The sequence below is a fragment of the Bradyrhizobium sp. CCBAU 11386 genome (genome assembly GCF_028128955.1).
GTDB lineage: Bacteria > Pseudomonadota > Alphaproteobacteria > Rhizobiales > Xanthobacteraceae > Bradyrhizobium.
On the sequence record NZ_LBKA01000245.1, the window covers coordinates 72,234 to 86,154 of the forward strand.

Below are 13,921 nucleotides of genomic sequence, written 5' to 3' on the forward strand. Positions count from 1 at the left end.
AAAAGTACGAAGAAGTGAATTAGCCTTTCAATTTTTCGGCAAGCGTGTGCCCGAGGCGGGCGGGAGACGGCGACACTGTAATCCCAGCCGATTTCATCGCGTCGGTCTTGGAACCGGCGTCGCCCTTGCCGCCCGAAATAATCGCGCCGGCATGGCCCATGCGGCGGCCGGGAGGGGCGGTGACACCGGCGATGAAGCCGACCATCGGCTTCTTGCGGCCGCGCTTGGCCTCGTCCTTGAGGAACTGGGCGGCGTCCTCCTCGGCGGAACCGCCGATCTCGCCGATCATGATGATCGACTCGGTCTTGGGGTCGGCGAGCAGCATTTCCAGCACGTCGATGAACTCGGTTCCCTTGACCGGGTCGCCGCCGATGCCCACCGCGGTGGTCTGGCCGAGGCCTTCCTGGGAGGTCTGGAACACAGCTTCATAGGTCAGCGTGCCGGAGCGGGAGACGATGCCGACGCTGCCGGTCTTGAAGATGTTGGCCGGCATGATGCCGATCTTGCATTCGCCGGCGGTCATGACGCCCGGGCAGTTCGGCCCGATCAGGCGCGACTTGGAACCGGCCAGCGAGCGCTTCACGCGGACCATGTCGATGACGGGAATGCCTTCGGTGATGCAGACGATCAGCGGGATCTCGGCGTCGATGGCTTCGCAGATCGCATCGGCCGCGCCCGGCGGCGGCACGTAGATCACCGACGCATCCGCACCGGTCTTCTCACGCGCCTCGCGCACGGTGTCGAACACCGGCAGGCCCAGATGCGTCGAGCCGCCTTTGCCCGGCGAGGTGCCGCCGACCATCTTGGTGCCGTAGGCGATCGCGGCCTCCGAGTGGAAGGTGCCGTTCTTGCCGGTGAAGCCCTGGCAGATGACCTTGGTGTTCTTGTCGATCAGGATGGACATGAGGTCTGCTTTCGCGAAACTAACGAGTGAGAGGTCAGTGGATGCGGCGGTAGACGCCGGTGAGCACGTCAGCCCAGCCTTCCGCGTCCGGCGAGAACTGGATCTTCAACGAGTAGGAATTGTCGTCGATGATCTCGTAGACGTGGCGCGCATTGCCGCGGAGCGAGCCGCGCACCAGCGTCAGGGTCTTGCCGACCCACCCGCCGGAGGCGGGCGAGGGCGGCGTGTAGCCGAGCGAGTCGTACCAGAACAATTTGTAGGTCCGGTCGTCGCGGTCGAAGGTGAAGATGCCGTGGGTGGCGAAGACCTGCTTGCCGTCGCGCATCTGGATTGCGTCCTGGATCAGGTAGAACCCGTTCAGATCCATGCGCGCGACAACGTGCGAGGTGGCCGGCCCGCCCGCCGTCCAGCGCGACGGGAAGACCACCTCTTCGCCATCCCATTCGCCGACGAACGCGGCGAGGCGCGCGTGCTCTGCAAGCGGAGATGATGCGGCGAGATGGTCTTGGGTCATGGCCTTAGCCTCCCTTGACGGCCTTCACGATCTTCTGCGCGGCGTCGTCGAGATTGTCGGCCGGCACCACGTTCAGGCCGGATTCACGGATGATCTTCTTGCCCAGCTCGACATTGGTGCCTTCGAGGCGAACCACCAGCGGCACGCTGAGGCCGACCTCGCGCACGGCGGCCGTGACGCCTTCGGCGATCACGTCGCACTTCATGATGCCGCCGAAGATGTTGACCAGGATGCCCTTCACATTGGGATCGGCGGTGATGATCTTGAAGGCGGCCGCGACCTTCTCCTTGCTGGCGCTGCCGCCGACGTCGAGGAAGTTCGCCGGCGCCATGCCGTAGAGCTTGATGATGTCCATCGTCGCCATGGCGAGACCGGCGCCGTTGACCATGCAGCCGATGTTGCCGTCGAGGGTGACGTAGTTGAGGTCGTGCTTGGATGCCTCGATTTCCTTGGCGTCTTCTTCGGTCTCGTCGCGCAGCGCAAGCACTTCAGGATGACGGAACAGGGCGTTGTCGTCGAACGACACCTTGGCGTCGAGCACGCGGAGCTGGCCTTGCTTGGTCACGACCAGCGGGTTGATCTCCAGCATCGACATGTCCTTGGCGACGAACGCCGCGTAGAGCTGCGCGGTGAGCTTCTCGGCCTGCTTGGCGAGATCGCCGGAGAGCTTCAGGGCGTTGGCGACGGTGCGGCCGTGATGGCCCATGATGCCGGTCGCGGGATCGACCGAGAAGGTCACGATCTTCTCCGGCGTGTTGTGCGCGACGTCCTCGATGTTGACGCCGCCTTCGGTCGAGACAACGAAGGAGACGCGCGAGGTCTCGCGGTCGACCAGGATCGAGAGATAGAATTCCTTGTCGATGTCGGAGCCGTCCTCGATGTAGAGGCGGTTGACCTGCTTGCCGGCCGGGCCGGTCTGCACGGTCACCAGCGTGGCGCCGAGCATCTGCTTGGCGAATTCGGAGACCTCGGCGGCCGACTTGGCGATGCGGACACCGCCCTTGTCGCCGGCGGAGGCTTCCTTGAACTTGCCCTTGCCGCGGCCACCGGCGTGGATCTGGCTCTTCACCACCCAGACCGGACCCGGCAGCGCTTTGGCCGCAGCGTCCGCGTCAGCGGCCTTCAGGACCGGAACGCCCTTGGAGATCGGCACGCCGAACTCGTTCAGCAGCGCTTTGGCCTGATATTCATGGATATTCATATGGTCGCTCCCTGAACCCGCGGGCGGTGACCCCATGGGCCCACCTCAGTCTTGTGGCTGGCATACCATATACCACAGGAACTGCAACCCGGATTCTTTGACATCGATCTCCGAACCGGAACCCGCCAAGCCTTCGACAAAGTCGGTCAGCCGGGTCCCGGAAGTGAAACCGCCGAAGACCGCTTTTCGATCTTCGGCGGGATTGTTTGCGCCTTAGCGGCCGAGAAGATCGGGGGCGATCTTCTTGCAGGCGTCGACCAGGCCCTGCACCGCGCCGACCGACTTGTCGAAGGCCTCGCGGTCCTTGCCGGCGAGCTCGATCTCGACGACGCGCTCGACGCCCTTGGAGCCGATCACGACGGGCACGCCGACATACATGTCCTTCACGCCATATTCGCCGTTGAGATAGGCGGCGCTGGGCAGCACGCGCTTCTTGTCGCGCAGATAGCTCTCGGCCATCGCGATCGCGGACGCGGCCGGGGCGTAGAAGGCCGAGCCGGTCTTGAGCAGGTTGACGATCTCGGCGCCGCCGTTGCGGGTGCGATCGACGATCTCGTCGAGGCGCGCCTGCGAGGTCCAGCCCATCTTGACGAGGTCGGGCAGCGGGATGCCGGCGACGGTGGAGTACTTCACCAGCGGCACCATGGTGTCGCCATGACCGCCGAGCACGAAGGCGGTGACGTCTTCAACGGACACGTTGAACTCGTCGGCCAGGAAGTAGCGGAAGCGCGCCGAATCCAGCACGCCGGCCATGCCGACGACCTTCTTGTGCGGCAGGCCCGAGGCCTTCTGGAGCGCCCACACCATGGCGTCGAGCGGGTTGGTGATGCAGATGACGAAGGCGTCGGGGGCGTACTTCTTGATGCCGGCGCCGACCTGCTCCATGACCTTGAGGTTGATGGAGAGCAGATCGTCACGGCTCATGCCGGGCTTGCGCGGCACGCCGGCGGTGACGATGCAGACCTTGGCGTTGTCGAGCGCCTCGTAGGAGTTCGCGCCGGTGTAGTGCGCGTCAAAGCCGTCGACCGGCGAGGACTGCGCAATGTCGAGCGCCTTGCCCTGCGGCACGCCCTCGGCGATGTCGAACATCACGACGTCGCCCAGTTCTTTCAGGCCGATGAGGTGAGCCAGCGTTCCGCCGATCTGACCGGAGCCAATCAAAGCAATCTTGTCGCGCGCCATGTGAACCTGTCCTTTAGACACGTAAGGAGGGGAAAACTGACAGGGTGGTTATCCCTTTCGCCTCGCCCGTTCAAGTCGGTGGATGCCCAATTGTCGGGCTTGCCGACGCCTCGAGCACGCAGCCCCGTCATTCCGGGGCGCGACGAAAGTCGCGAGCCCGGAATCCATCGGGCGGCAGAGCACGCTGATGAATGGATTCCGGGCTCGTCGCTTCGCGACGCCCCGGAATGACGGCCGTATAGGACTTAAGTCTCCACCAGGCCCTTGGTGGAGCCGCTGGCGGTGGAATCCTTGCGGCCGTGAGCCAGCGCCAGATAGGATTCCGAGCTCATTTCGATCAGGCGCGAGGCGGTCCGCTTGAACTCGTTGGCCTCGTTGCCCTCGTCGGCGAGGTACAGCGAGATCGGGTTGGCGTCGGCCGAGGCCATCAGCTTCACGGCATTGTCATAGAGCGTATCGATCAGAGTGATGAAGCGTTTGGCGGCGTTACGCTGGGAGAAATCCATCACTGGAATATGGTCGACCAGGATGGTGTGATAGTCGTGCGCGAGCCTGAGGTAATCCGATGCGCCGAGCGGCTTCTCGCAGAGATCGGCGAACGAGAACCGCGCCACGCCATGGGCCGAGCACGGCACGTGCAGGATGCGGCCCTTGATCGAAATATCGTGCGACTTGCATTTGGCGCTGCCGCTCATGCGCGACCAGGCGCGGTCGAGCGCGGCGTCCGCATCGCTGTCCGCCGGCGTCAGCCACATCGGCACGCCCTGAAGCTTCTCCAGCCGGAAGTCGGTGCGCGCGTCGAGCCGCGCGACGTCCATGTGATCGGTGATCTGCTTGATGAAGGGCAGGAACAGCGAACGGTTGAGGCCGCCTTTGTAGAGATCGTCGGGCGCGACGTTGGAGGTTGCGACCACCACGGTGCCGAGCTCGAACAATTTGGCGAACAGGCGTCCCAGGATCATCGCGTCCGCGATGTCGGTGACGTGGAATTCGTCGAAGCAGAGCAGCCAGCTCTCCTCGAAGATCGCATTCGCGGTCAGCGCGATGACGTCGCCGTCGGCGATCTCGCCGCGCGCGATGCTCTGGCGATAGTCGTAGATGCGCTCGTGCACATCGGCCATGAATTCGTGGAAATGCGCGCGCCGCTTGTACTCGACCGAAGACTGCTGGAAGAACAGGTCCATCAGCATGGTCTTGCCGCGGCCGACCTCGCCATGGATGTAGAGCCCGCGCGGCGCCTCGTCCTTGTCACTGCTGAACAGGCGGCTGAGCAGGCCCTGCTTGCGCTGCGGCTTGTAAGCCGCGAGCCGCTGGTCGAGCGCCGCATAGGCTTCGGCGACTTCGGACTGCGCGGCATCAGGCTCGATCGCACCGTCGGCGATCTGGGCCTGATAGGCCTCGCGGAATGGGGAACTGGGGGTCGAGAGCATCGCCCTTTACCGCCAGAGACGGACGGAAATTGCAAGCCGTGAATTGGTGGACGGGCTATGCGGATTCGTGTCCCGGACGCGCTGCAGCGCCACCAGCGCGTTCACGCGCGTCTTCGACGCGCTATGCGCTGCCGCGCAGAGCCGGGACCCACTATTTCGTTCATCGCCAAATATCGTTCGTTGTGAAGCGCTGGGCCCCGGCTCTGCGGCCGGGGCACGAGAGTTGCGCTACGCACACAGCTCGTAGGCGTCCTCGACCACATACGGCCCGCCGCCGGTCGATGCGCGGGACGAGAACAGCACGAAGCGTTCGGCCATGAATGCCTTGCTCGGGAAGTAGCCGCGCAGCGACAGATAGTCGGCGACGTCGCGGTCGGATGCGTCGTGCAGCCGGGCCAGCGTGACATGCGGGATGAATTTGCGTCCCTCTGGATTAAGGCCGATCCGCTGCATCATGCGTTCGAGCTCGGCCTGCAATTCCATCAGTGGCCTGCTCGGCGCGATGGTGGCGACCACCGCGCGCGGCTTGCGGCCGCCGAAGCTCGTCAGCCCCTGCACCTTCACCTCGAACGGCTTGCGGTCGACGCGAAACAGCATCGAGGCGATCTCGTTGGCGGAGACGCCGTCGATATCGCCGATGAAGCGCAAGGTGACGTGATAATTTTCGGGATCGATCCAGCGGGCGCCGGGAAGGCCGCCCCTCAAGTTGGAAAGCGTCTGGCCGATCTCGGCCGGAATTTCCAGACCAGTGAACAAACGCGGCATCGTTTCGCACTCCCGATGCTTGGGTACGGCCCCCTTGAAGCAGGACCTTATCCAAATTAGAGCCGGCGACGAATCACCGGTACCCTGATTCCTATCGCAGTTGTGTGACTCTGCGAAGCATCGCGCGGACCGCCCCGGGAAAACCCTGGGAATTAGGGTTAGCGTTGCCTGCTTTTCAACGGCGTTGCTCGCTTATGTTGCGCAAGAATGCCTCCACCGTGGGCAGCATGTTGCCGACGATGATGTCGACGCCGGCCGCGGTCGGATGGATGCCGTCGGCCTGGTTGAGCTTGGCGTCGGCCGCAACGCCGTCGAGAAAGAACGGATAGAGCGGCACGTCGAATTGTTTCGCCAGATCCGGATAAATCGAATTGAAGCGCGCGGCATAATCGGCGCCGTAGTTCGGCGGCGCCAGCATGCCGCATAGCATGACTGAAATCCTGCGGGCCTTCAGCCGCTGGACGATGTCGGTCAGCGCGGTGCGCGTCAGGCCGGGATCGATGCCGCGCAGCGCGTCGTTGGCGCCGAGCTCGATGATCACGCCCTCGGTTCCCTCAGGCACCGACCAGTCGAGCCGGTCGCGGCCGCCGGAGGCGGTGTCGCCGGACACCCCGGCATTGGTCATGTCGATCGCTATGTCCTTGGTCTGCAAGGCTTTTTGAAGTTTCGTGGGGAATGCCTCCTGGGCCGGAAGGCCAAGGCCCGCGCTCAAGGAATCGCCGAGGACCACCAGCTTGATCGGTTTGGCGGCCGGCTGTGCTTGTGCCGACGCCGCTGTCGCAATTGTCATCAAGGCGAGCATCAACACGGCTATGTGCATGAACAATCCGTAACGCCTCTCGACCGCGCTATCGGAGTTGCCATATGACCGGACCATGGACACTCGCATCGAATCCTCTTCGCTCGCCGGCACCGCGCCGGACACCATCGCTATCTCCAACGTCAATCTCTCATTGGGTACGGGCGCGGCACGCGTTCACATCCTCAAGGATATCAGCTTGCGGGTCGCCTCGGGCGAGACGATTGGCCTGATCGGCCCGTCAGGCTCGGGCAAATCCACGCTGCTGATGGTGATGGCGGGGCTGGAGCGTCCTGATAGCGGAGAGGTGGTGGTGAACGGCACGCCTTTCAATGCCCTCGACGAAGACGCGCTCGCCCGCTTCCGTGGCCGCCAGGTCGGCATCGTCTTCCAGTCCTTCCATCTGATCCCGACCATGACGGCGCTGGAAAACGTCGCCGTGCCGCTCGAGCTTGCCGGCAATCCCGACGCCGCAAAACGCGCGGCGCAGGAGCTGCAATCGGTCGGGCTCGGCGACCGCCTGCATCATTATCCGACGCAGCTTTCCGGCGGCGAGCAGCAGCGCGTCGCGCTCGCCCGCGCGCTGGCGCCCGATCCTGCCATCCTCGTCGCCGACGAGCCTACCGGCAATCTCGACGAGGCGACCGGAAAACAGATCGTCGACCTGCTCTTCACCAAGCATGCCGAGCGCGGCATGACCCTGGTGCTGGTCACGCACGATTCCTCGCTCGCGCATCGCTGCGATCGCGTGATCCGCCTGCGCTCCGGGCGCATCGACACCCAGTCTGCGCCGGCATGAGCGCCGCGGCTGAACCCTTCGCGCGACCCAACGCCGCCGCGTTGTCGCTCCGCTACGCGCTGCGCGAGTTGCGCGGGGGGCTGCGCGGCTTCTATGTTTTCATCGCCTGCATCGCGCTCGGCGTGATGGCGATCGCCGGCGTCGGCTCGGTGTCGGCGAGCCTCTCCGATGGTCTCGCCCGCGAGGGCCGCACGCTGCTCGGCGGCGACGTCTCCTTCGTGCTGTTCCAGCGCGAGGCCAAGCCCGAAGAAGTCGCCTTCCTGCGTTCACGCGGAACCGTCTCGACCGCCGCGACCCTGCGCGGCATGGCGCGCTCGGCCGAGGGCAAGCTCGCGCTGGTCGAGATGAAGGCGGTCGACGACACCTATCCGATGCTCGGCCAATTGACGCTGGCGCCGCCGCTGCCGATGTCCGACATCCTTGCAGAGCGTGACGGCGCGTTCGGCGCGGCGGCCGATCCGACGCTGCTGGCGCGGCTCTCGCTCAAGACCGGCGACCGCGTCACCATCGGTTCGGCGACCTTCCAGATCCGCAGCACGGTCGAAGCCGAGCCCGACAAGCTTGCCGGCGGCATCGGCTTCGGCCCGCGCTTCCTGATCAGCGAGGCAGCCCTGCAGGCCACCGGCCTGATCCAGCCCGGCAGCCTGGTGCGCTGGGTCTATCGCGTGAAGCTGCCTGAGGCCGCCAACAACGAGCGCGCCACCGACGCCTTCATCGCCGATGCGCGCAACGCCGCGCCGCAGGCCGGCTGGGAAGTCCGCAGCCGCTCCAACGCCTCGCCGCAGCTCGAGCGCAACATCAGCCGCTTCACGCAGTTCCTGACCCTGGTCGGCCTCGCGGCGCTGCTGGTCGGCGGCGTCGGCGTCGCCAACGCGGTGAAGAGCCATATCGACCGGAAGCTCGAGGTGATCGCGGCCTTCAAGGCCGTCGGCGCCACGGGCCGCGACGTGTTCGGCATCTATCTCGCCCAGGTCGTCCTACTCGCGGCGATCGGGTCCGTGATCGGGCTTGCGCTCGGCGCCGCGATGCCCTTCGCCATCGTCGGGCTGTTCGGCAAGCTGTTGCCGCTGCCGGTGGTGCCGGCCGTGCACGCCGACGAGCTCGCGCTGTCCTTCGTCTACGGCCTGTTGACCGCGCTGGCCTTCGGCCTGTGGCCGCTCGGACGGGTGCACGACGTGCCGGTCGCCGCACTGTTCCGCGACACCATCAGCTCCGAATGGCACCGGCCGCGCTGGAGCTATCTCGTGTTCATGGGCGTCGTGATCGCCCTGCTCGTCGCGGTCGTGATCGGCCTGTCCTTCGACAAGCGCATCGCCGCGGTGTTCGTGGCGTCCTCGGTCGTCGTGTTCGCGCTGCTGCGCGGCATCGCCGCCTTGCTGATGACGATCGCGCGGCGGCTGCCGCGGACGCGCCTGCCGATGCTGCGGCTTGCGATCGCCAACATCCACCGGCCGGGCGCGCTGACGCCTTCGGTCGTGCTCTCGCTCGGCCTCGGGCTCGCCGTGCTCGTCACCATCACCCAGATCGACGGCAATCTGCGCCGGCAGTTCCTCGCGGCCTTGCCGGATCAGGCGCCGTCGTTCTTCTTCATCGACATTCCGAGCACGCAGGCGGCGCAGTTCGACGGCTATCTGCGCCAGATCGCGCCCGGCGCCAAGGTCGAGGACGTGCCGATGCTGCGCGGGCGCATCGTCGCCGCGCGCGGTGTCCGCGCCGAAGAGCTCAAGCCAACCACCGATTCCGAATGGGTGCTGCAGAGCGACCGCGGCCTCACCTATACCGGCGAGCTGCCGAAGGGCTCCAAAGTGGTTGAGGGCGAGTGGTGGAGCGCGGACTATTCCGGCCCGCCGCTGGTCTCGATGGAGAAGAAGATCGCCGACGGGCTCGGCCTCAAGCTCGGCGACGAGGTCGTGGTCAACGTGCTCGGCCGCGACATCCCGGCGAAGATCAGCAATCTGCGCAACATCGACTGGCAGGGCCTCGGCATCAATTTCGTGCTGGTGTTCTCGCCGAACGCCTTCAAGGGCGCGCCGCACACCCATATCGCGACGCTGACCGAAGCCGGCGGCAACGCCGAAGGCGACGGCAGGATCATCAAGCAGGTGGCCGACGCCTACCCGATGGTGACGAGCGTGCGCGTGCGCGAGGTGATGGAGACGGTCGGCTCGGTCGTGACCAATCTTGCGCTGGCGATCCGCGGCGCCAGCGCCGTGACCCTGATCTCGGCGATCCTGGTGCTCGGCGGGGCGCTCGCGGCCGGCCATCGCCACCGGGTCTACGATGCGGTGATCCTGAAGACGCTGGGCGCGACGCGGCTGCGGCTGCTCGGCGCCTATGCGCTCGAATACGTCCTGATCGGGCTCGCCACCGCGGTCTTCGGCGTGATCGCCGGCAGCATCGCCGCCTGGATGATCGTGACGCGGCTGATGACGCTCAGCTTCGTCTGGCAGGCCGGCAGCGCAGCCGGCGTGGTCGTGGCCGCCCTGGTCGTTACCGTCGGGCTCGGGCTCGCCGGCACGCTCCTGGCGTTGAACAAAAAGCCCGCCACGGTGTTGCGGAATTTGTGACAAAAGGTAGCGGGCCGCCGCGCGGGTGCGAAATCGCACGATTCCGGCGATTAACCACGTCTGCTCGTCTGGATTGCGGGTGAGGGCGACATTCAGCCGCGCGTGGACGGTTGCAGCGAATGTGTTAGTTTCCCACATATCGAATGGGTTCGGAGCCCCGATTGTTAGCCAAAATTTAGTCGGAAGACATCGGTATCCGAGATAGAATTTGACGAACCGGCGGCATGGCGACCCTCATGCCGGACCGGCCAACCAACGGGAATCGACCATGTCGGACCTAGACCGTAACTACGCTTCTCCTTTCGGCAGGGCCGCCGGGCGTGTTGACGCCGCGACGGTCGACGCCGGTCTGCGCGCCTACATGCTGCGCATCTACAACTACATGAGCATTGGCCTCGCCATCACGGGCCTTGCCGCACTCGGCGTCTACATGGCCGCCGTGACTGACGTTCCGACCCCGGAAGCCGTCCGCGTCGGCAAGCTGTTCCTGACGCCGTTCGGCTATGCGATGTTCGTCAGCCCCCTGAAGTGGCTGTTCATGCTCGCGCCGCTCGCCATGGTGTTCGTGATCTCGGCAGGCATCAACCGTCTGGCACCCTCGACCGCCCAGATCCTGTTCTGGGTGTTCTCGGCGCTGATGGGCATCTCGCTGTCGTCGATCTTCCTGGTGTTCACGCACACCTCGATCGTGCGGGTGTTCTTCATCACCGCGGCGACCTTCGGTGCGCTCAGCCTCTACGGCTACACCACCAAGCGTGACCTGACCGGGATGGGCTCGTTCCTGTTCATGGGCCTGATCGGCATCATCATCGCCAGCCTGGTGAACCTGTTCCTGGCGAGCTCGATGCTCCAGTTCATCGTGTCCGTGGTCGGCGTGCTGGTGTTCGCGGGCCTCACCGCCTGGGATACCCAGCGGCTGAAGAACGACTACATCTACGGCTACGCTGCGGCCGGCGGTGACATCGCAGAGCGTGCGGCCATCACCGGCGCGCTGTCGCTGTACCTGAACTTCATCAACCTGTTCACGCTGCTTCTGCAGCTCCTCGGCCAGCGCGACTAAGCACTGCGACGGGAGAACGGACACCAACCCCGGCCGCAAGGCCGGGGTTTTTGTTTTGGGCCCCACTGCCGCCCCGCGTCATTGCGAGGAGCTCTTGCGACGAAGCAATCCAGAGTCCCTCCGCAGATGCATTTCTGGATTGCTTCGCTGCGCTCGCAATGACGGTGGGGCAACACCGGAGCCCCTTCCGGCCGCCGCGGGAAGCCTCTAATCTTGTCCCCATGTCCGCACCCGAAATCAGGCCCACCCTTGAGGCCGACCTCCCCGCCATCACCGCCATCTACCAACAGGCCGTCCGCGAGGGCACGGCGACGTTCGAGCTGGAACCGCCCGATCTTGCCGAGATGACGCGGCGCTACCGCGCGCTGGTCGACGGCGGCTATCCCTATTTCGTCGCCATCCTCGACGGACGCGTCGCCGGCTACGCCTATGCCGGCGCCTACCGGCCGCGGCCGGCCTATCGCTTCACGGTCGAGAACTCGATCTATCTCGATCCCTCCTTCCATCGCCGCGGCGTCGGCTCGTTGCTGCTGGAGCGGCTGATCACCGAGTGCGAGGCGCGCGGCTTCCGCCAGATGATCGCGGTGATCGGCGATTCCGCCAATGCCGGCTCGATCGCCGTGCACACCAAAGGCGGCTTCAGGATGATCGGCACACATCCCAATGTCGGGCTGAAATTCGGCCGCTGGCTGGACACGGTGATGATGCAGCGCGAACTCGGCGAGGGCGCAAGCACGGTGCCGGGGAAGTAGGTCGTAGGGTGGGCAAAGCGCAAGCGTGCCCACCATCCTCGGCGAATGAAGGCAGATGGTGGGCACGGCGCGTCGCGCCTTTGCCCACCCTACGGCACCGTACGGATGACTAAACCACCGCCAGCTTGCGATCGATCACCAGCAGCACGCGCTCGAGCTCGTGGCCGCGGCGCAGGATCAGGCCGGTCGCCGAGATCACGCTGTACATGCCCTGCTTGCGCGCGAGGCGCGGGTCCTTCTCGATGCGATAGATCGGCACTTCCGAGGCGCGGCGATAGACCGAGAACACCGCACGGTCCTTCAGGAAGTCGATGGCATAGTCGCGCCACTCGCCGTCGGCGACCATGCGGCCGTAGAGATTGAGAATTCGGCGCAGTTCGAGCCGGTTGAAGGTCACCTGGTTCGGCTGCGCATTCGCAGCGACGGGACGCGCCGCCGCGCGCTGCTCACTCGGATCGGCATCCTCCGACATCAGACTCATGGGAAGCGCCTCCTCATCGCACGGCATGATCGCGTCCGCGAAGACCGTCCCCGGAACCGCGGATCATGACAATCATATGATTGCGCCAACCGTTCCCCGCCGCAAGGGGCTCTCGAGGGCTCTTTGGAAGGGCTCTCGGTGCAACCCATCGAATTGGGCGTGAATCGGAGCACACGCAACGGTGGAACTCTGTCGCGACGAACCGTCACGGGATCGTTAGCAGGAATCATAGTATCGCCGCTTTTCCGCCCAGCGCCTGCCGCCCTGCACTGCGAAAAGACCTGTGTGCGTTGACCCGGTCCTTTCGGTTCCGGATTCCTCAGCCCCCAGCCCCCCGGGGTCGATAGGATCGGGTCTGTACGCGCGACAAGGAGGGCCAGCGCGAGTTGGTCCTTTTTTGTTTGGGTCGGGATGTTTCTGCCGACGCTCTTTGCTCTCAGCACATGCTCTCTCCCCTCATCCTGAGGGCCGCGCTCTTCGCGCGGCGTCTCGAAGGATCGAGGCCGAGATGCAGCGGGGGCCTGCATGGTTCGAGACGCGCGCAAGGGCGCGCTCCTCACCATGAGGGTCGAGAGCGAGCACGACGCTAGCGAGAGATTCGAATCAGTGCAGCGACGTGTACGCCGCGCCCAGCATCGGGCCGGGTTTGTCGCGGCTGCCGTCCTGGACGTAGACCACCGCGCCGTCGACGCCGTCGCGCGTGAGGTTCTCGATCGGCACCGTCCAGCTTTCCGGACGACCGGTCCAGTCGCCGACCTTGAGCAGGTTGCGCACCACGTTGTGATAGGTGACTTGCTGCCCGCGATTCTCGCCGCGGCTGATCGCGATCGGCACCGACCTCGCGATCGAGCAGATCCAGACTTCGCCGTGCGAGATCGCCGGCTCCTTGCTCGCGGCCACCGACACGTTGATCTGCTTGCCCGAGAGCGACATCGTCACCGGCACGCTCATCACGCCCGTGCCCTTGTCGGTCTTGCCGATCGCGCTCTCGATGCCGGAACGATCACTGCCGATGACATGCGTCGAGCCGTTCACCACGACCTGCGGCGTGTAGACCTCGCGATCGCCGCGCATGCGCGAATAGGCGCGCTGCCGCGCCGAGAAGCGCGAATCCGCCAGCGTGTCCTTCCAGCCGAGATAATCCCAATAATCGATCGGCATGCTCAGCGCGATGATCGAGGGGTCGCTGGAGAGATCGCCGATGATCTTGTCGGCGGGCGGACAGGAGGAGCAGCCCTGCGAGGTGAATAGCTCAACCACGGCGCGGGGATCAGCCTGGGCGGGACGGATGACGGCGACGATCGCACAGATACCGAGTGCTCCCGACCAGAGGGCACCGGACCAACGTGAAATCGGATGAGAAGCCGTCATTGCTGTCATGTCGAACGCCGCACACCATTGCTCGTGGGAAGGGAAATCTTATCGCCTGATGGTCACCGTAGTCTTACGGGGCGCGACACACTCAAC

The 13,921-nt window shown here is 65.2% G+C and carries 13 protein-coding genes; 4 read left to right on the plus strand and 9 right to left on the minus strand.

From position 1 onward, the window contains the following. Nucleotides 1-19 precede the first annotated feature (19 nt). From sucD to XI09_RS29225, 7 genes are all read right to left on the minus strand, one after another. The gene (sucD, locus tag XI09_RS29195) at nt 20-904 is read right to left on the minus strand and encodes a succinate--CoA ligase subunit alpha (RefSeq protein ID WP_271569909.1); all 885 of its coding nucleotides are present in this window, start codon (nt 902-904) and stop codon (nt 20-22) included. A gap of 34 nt (nt 905-938) precedes the next feature. Beyond that, nucleotides 939-1,418: a DUF1579 family protein gene (locus XI09_RS29200; protein WP_271569910.1), complete on the minus strand. Its 480-nt coding sequence runs from the start codon at nt 1,416-1,418 to the stop codon at nt 939-941. A 4-nt stretch (nt 1,419-1,422) separates the two neighbouring features. Next, nucleotides 1,423-2,619, minus strand: coding sequence for an ADP-forming succinate--CoA ligase subunit beta (gene sucC / locus XI09_RS29205; protein ID WP_271569911.1), 1,197 nt, complete (start codon nt 2,617-2,619; stop codon nt 1,423-1,425). Nucleotides 2,620-2,832: 213 nt separating this feature from the next. Then, nucleotides 2,833-3,801 (minus strand): malate dehydrogenase, encoded by a 969-nt coding sequence (mdh, locus tag XI09_RS29210; RefSeq protein WP_008145224.1) that lies wholly within the window; start codon nt 3,799-3,801, stop codon nt 2,833-2,835. Between the two features lie 245 nt (nt 3,802-4,046). Beyond that, nucleotides 4,047-5,231 carry a cell division protein ZapE gene (gene zapE / locus XI09_RS29215; RefSeq protein ID WP_271569912.1) on the minus strand — a complete coding sequence of 395 codons (1,185 nt, stop codon included), beginning with the start codon at nt 5,229-5,231 and terminating at the stop codon, nt 4,047-4,049. Nucleotides 5,232-5,459: 228 nt separating this feature from the next. After that, nucleotides 5,460-5,996, minus strand: a complete 537-nt coding sequence (gene thpR, locus XI09_RS29220; protein ID WP_271569913.1) for an RNA 2',3'-cyclic phosphodiesterase — start codon at nt 5,994-5,996, stop codon at nt 5,460-5,462. Between the two features lie 175 nt (nt 5,997-6,171). After that, entirely contained in the window at nt 6,172-6,816 is a 645-nt protein-coding gene (locus XI09_RS29225) for an arylesterase (RefSeq protein ID WP_271569914.1), read from the minus strand. Nucleotides 6,817-6,871: 55 nt separating this feature from the next. Between XI09_RS29225 and XI09_RS29230 the strand changes: the two genes are divergently transcribed. The 4 genes from XI09_RS29230 to XI09_RS29245 all read left to right on the plus strand — a co-directional run bounded on the left by XI09_RS29230 (nt 6,872) and on the right by XI09_RS29245 (nt 11,973). Beyond that, nucleotides 6,872-7,594, plus strand: coding sequence for an ABC transporter ATP-binding protein (locus tag XI09_RS29230; protein ID WP_271569915.1), 723 nt, complete (start codon nt 6,872-6,874; stop codon nt 7,592-7,594). Further along, the gene (locus XI09_RS29235; RefSeq protein ID WP_271569916.1) at nt 7,591-10,161 is read left to right on the plus strand and encodes an ABC transporter permease; all 2,571 of its coding nucleotides are present in this window, start codon (nt 7,591-7,593) and stop codon (nt 10,159-10,161) included. The genes XI09_RS29230 and XI09_RS29235 overlap by 4 nt, the downstream gene beginning before the upstream one ends. Nucleotides 10,162-10,429: 268 nt before the next feature. Beyond that, nucleotides 10,430-11,221 (plus strand): Bax inhibitor-1/YccA family protein, encoded by a 792-nt coding sequence (locus XI09_RS29240; protein ID WP_028174871.1) that lies wholly within the window; start codon nt 10,430-10,432, stop codon nt 11,219-11,221. A gap of 221 nt (nt 11,222-11,442) precedes the next feature. Then, nucleotides 11,443-11,973 (plus strand): GNAT family N-acetyltransferase, encoded by a 531-nt coding sequence (locus XI09_RS29245; protein WP_271569917.1) that lies wholly within the window; start codon nt 11,443-11,445, stop codon nt 11,971-11,973. A 109-nt stretch (nt 11,974-12,082) separates the two neighbouring features. Here the strand turns inward: XI09_RS29245 and XI09_RS29250 are convergent, their stop codons facing one another. Next, a complete protein-coding gene (locus XI09_RS29250) occupies nt 12,083-12,454 on the minus strand; it encodes a DUF2794 domain-containing protein (protein ID WP_092189541.1) in 372 nt (123 codons plus the stop codon). 603 nt (nt 12,455-13,057) lie between these two features. After that, entirely contained in the window at nt 13,058-13,834 is a 777-nt protein-coding gene (locus XI09_RS29255) for a DUF1223 domain-containing protein (protein WP_271569918.1), read from the minus strand. Between the last annotated feature and the right edge of the window lie 87 nt (nt 13,835-13,921).

What these genes read in the sequence shown, in the direction of transcription:
- XI09_RS29245 (WP_271569917.1), top strand. Translation starts at nt 11,443, where the DNA reads ATGTCCGCACCCGAAATCAGGCCCACCCTTGAGGCCGACCTCCCCGCC.
- thpR (WP_271569913.1), bottom strand. Translation starts at nt 5,996, where the DNA reads ATGCCGCGTTTGTTCACTGGTCTGGAAATTCCGGCCGAGATCGGCCAG.
- XI09_RS29225 (WP_271569914.1), bottom strand. Translation starts at nt 6,816, where the DNA reads ATGCACATAGCCGTGTTGATGCTCGCCTTGATGACAATTGCGACAGCG.
- XI09_RS29235 (WP_271569916.1), top strand. Translation starts at nt 7,591, where the DNA reads ATGAGCGCCGCGGCTGAACCCTTCGCGCGACCCAACGCCGCCGCGTTG.
- XI09_RS29255 (WP_271569918.1), bottom strand. Translation starts at nt 13,834, where the DNA reads ATGACAGCAATGACGGCTTCTCATCCGATTTCACGTTGGTCCGGTGCC.
- XI09_RS29200 (WP_271569910.1), bottom strand. Translation starts at nt 1,418, where the DNA reads ATGACCCAAGACCATCTCGCCGCATCATCTCCGCTTGCAGAGCACGCG.
- mdh (WP_008145224.1), bottom strand. Translation starts at nt 3,801, where the DNA reads ATGGCGCGCGACAAGATTGCTTTGATTGGCTCCGGTCAGATCGGCGGA.
- XI09_RS29240 (WP_028174871.1), top strand. Translation starts at nt 10,430, where the DNA reads ATGTCGGACCTAGACCGTAACTACGCTTCTCCTTTCGGCAGGGCCGCC.
- sucD (WP_271569909.1), bottom strand. Translation starts at nt 904, where the DNA reads ATGTCCATCCTGATCGACAAGAACACCAAGGTCATCTGCCAGGGCTTC.
- XI09_RS29230 (WP_271569915.1), top strand. Translation starts at nt 6,872, where the DNA reads ATGGACACTCGCATCGAATCCTCTTCGCTCGCCGGCACCGCGCCGGAC.
- sucC (WP_271569911.1), bottom strand. Translation starts at nt 2,619, where the DNA reads ATGAATATCCATGAATATCAGGCCAAAGCGCTGCTGAACGAGTTCGGC.
- XI09_RS29250 (WP_092189541.1), bottom strand. Translation starts at nt 12,454, where the DNA reads ATGAGTCTGATGTCGGAGGATGCCGATCCGAGTGAGCAGCGCGCGGCG.
- zapE (WP_271569912.1), bottom strand. Translation starts at nt 5,231, where the DNA reads ATGCTCTCGACCCCCAGTTCCCCATTCCGCGAGGCCTATCAGGCCCAG.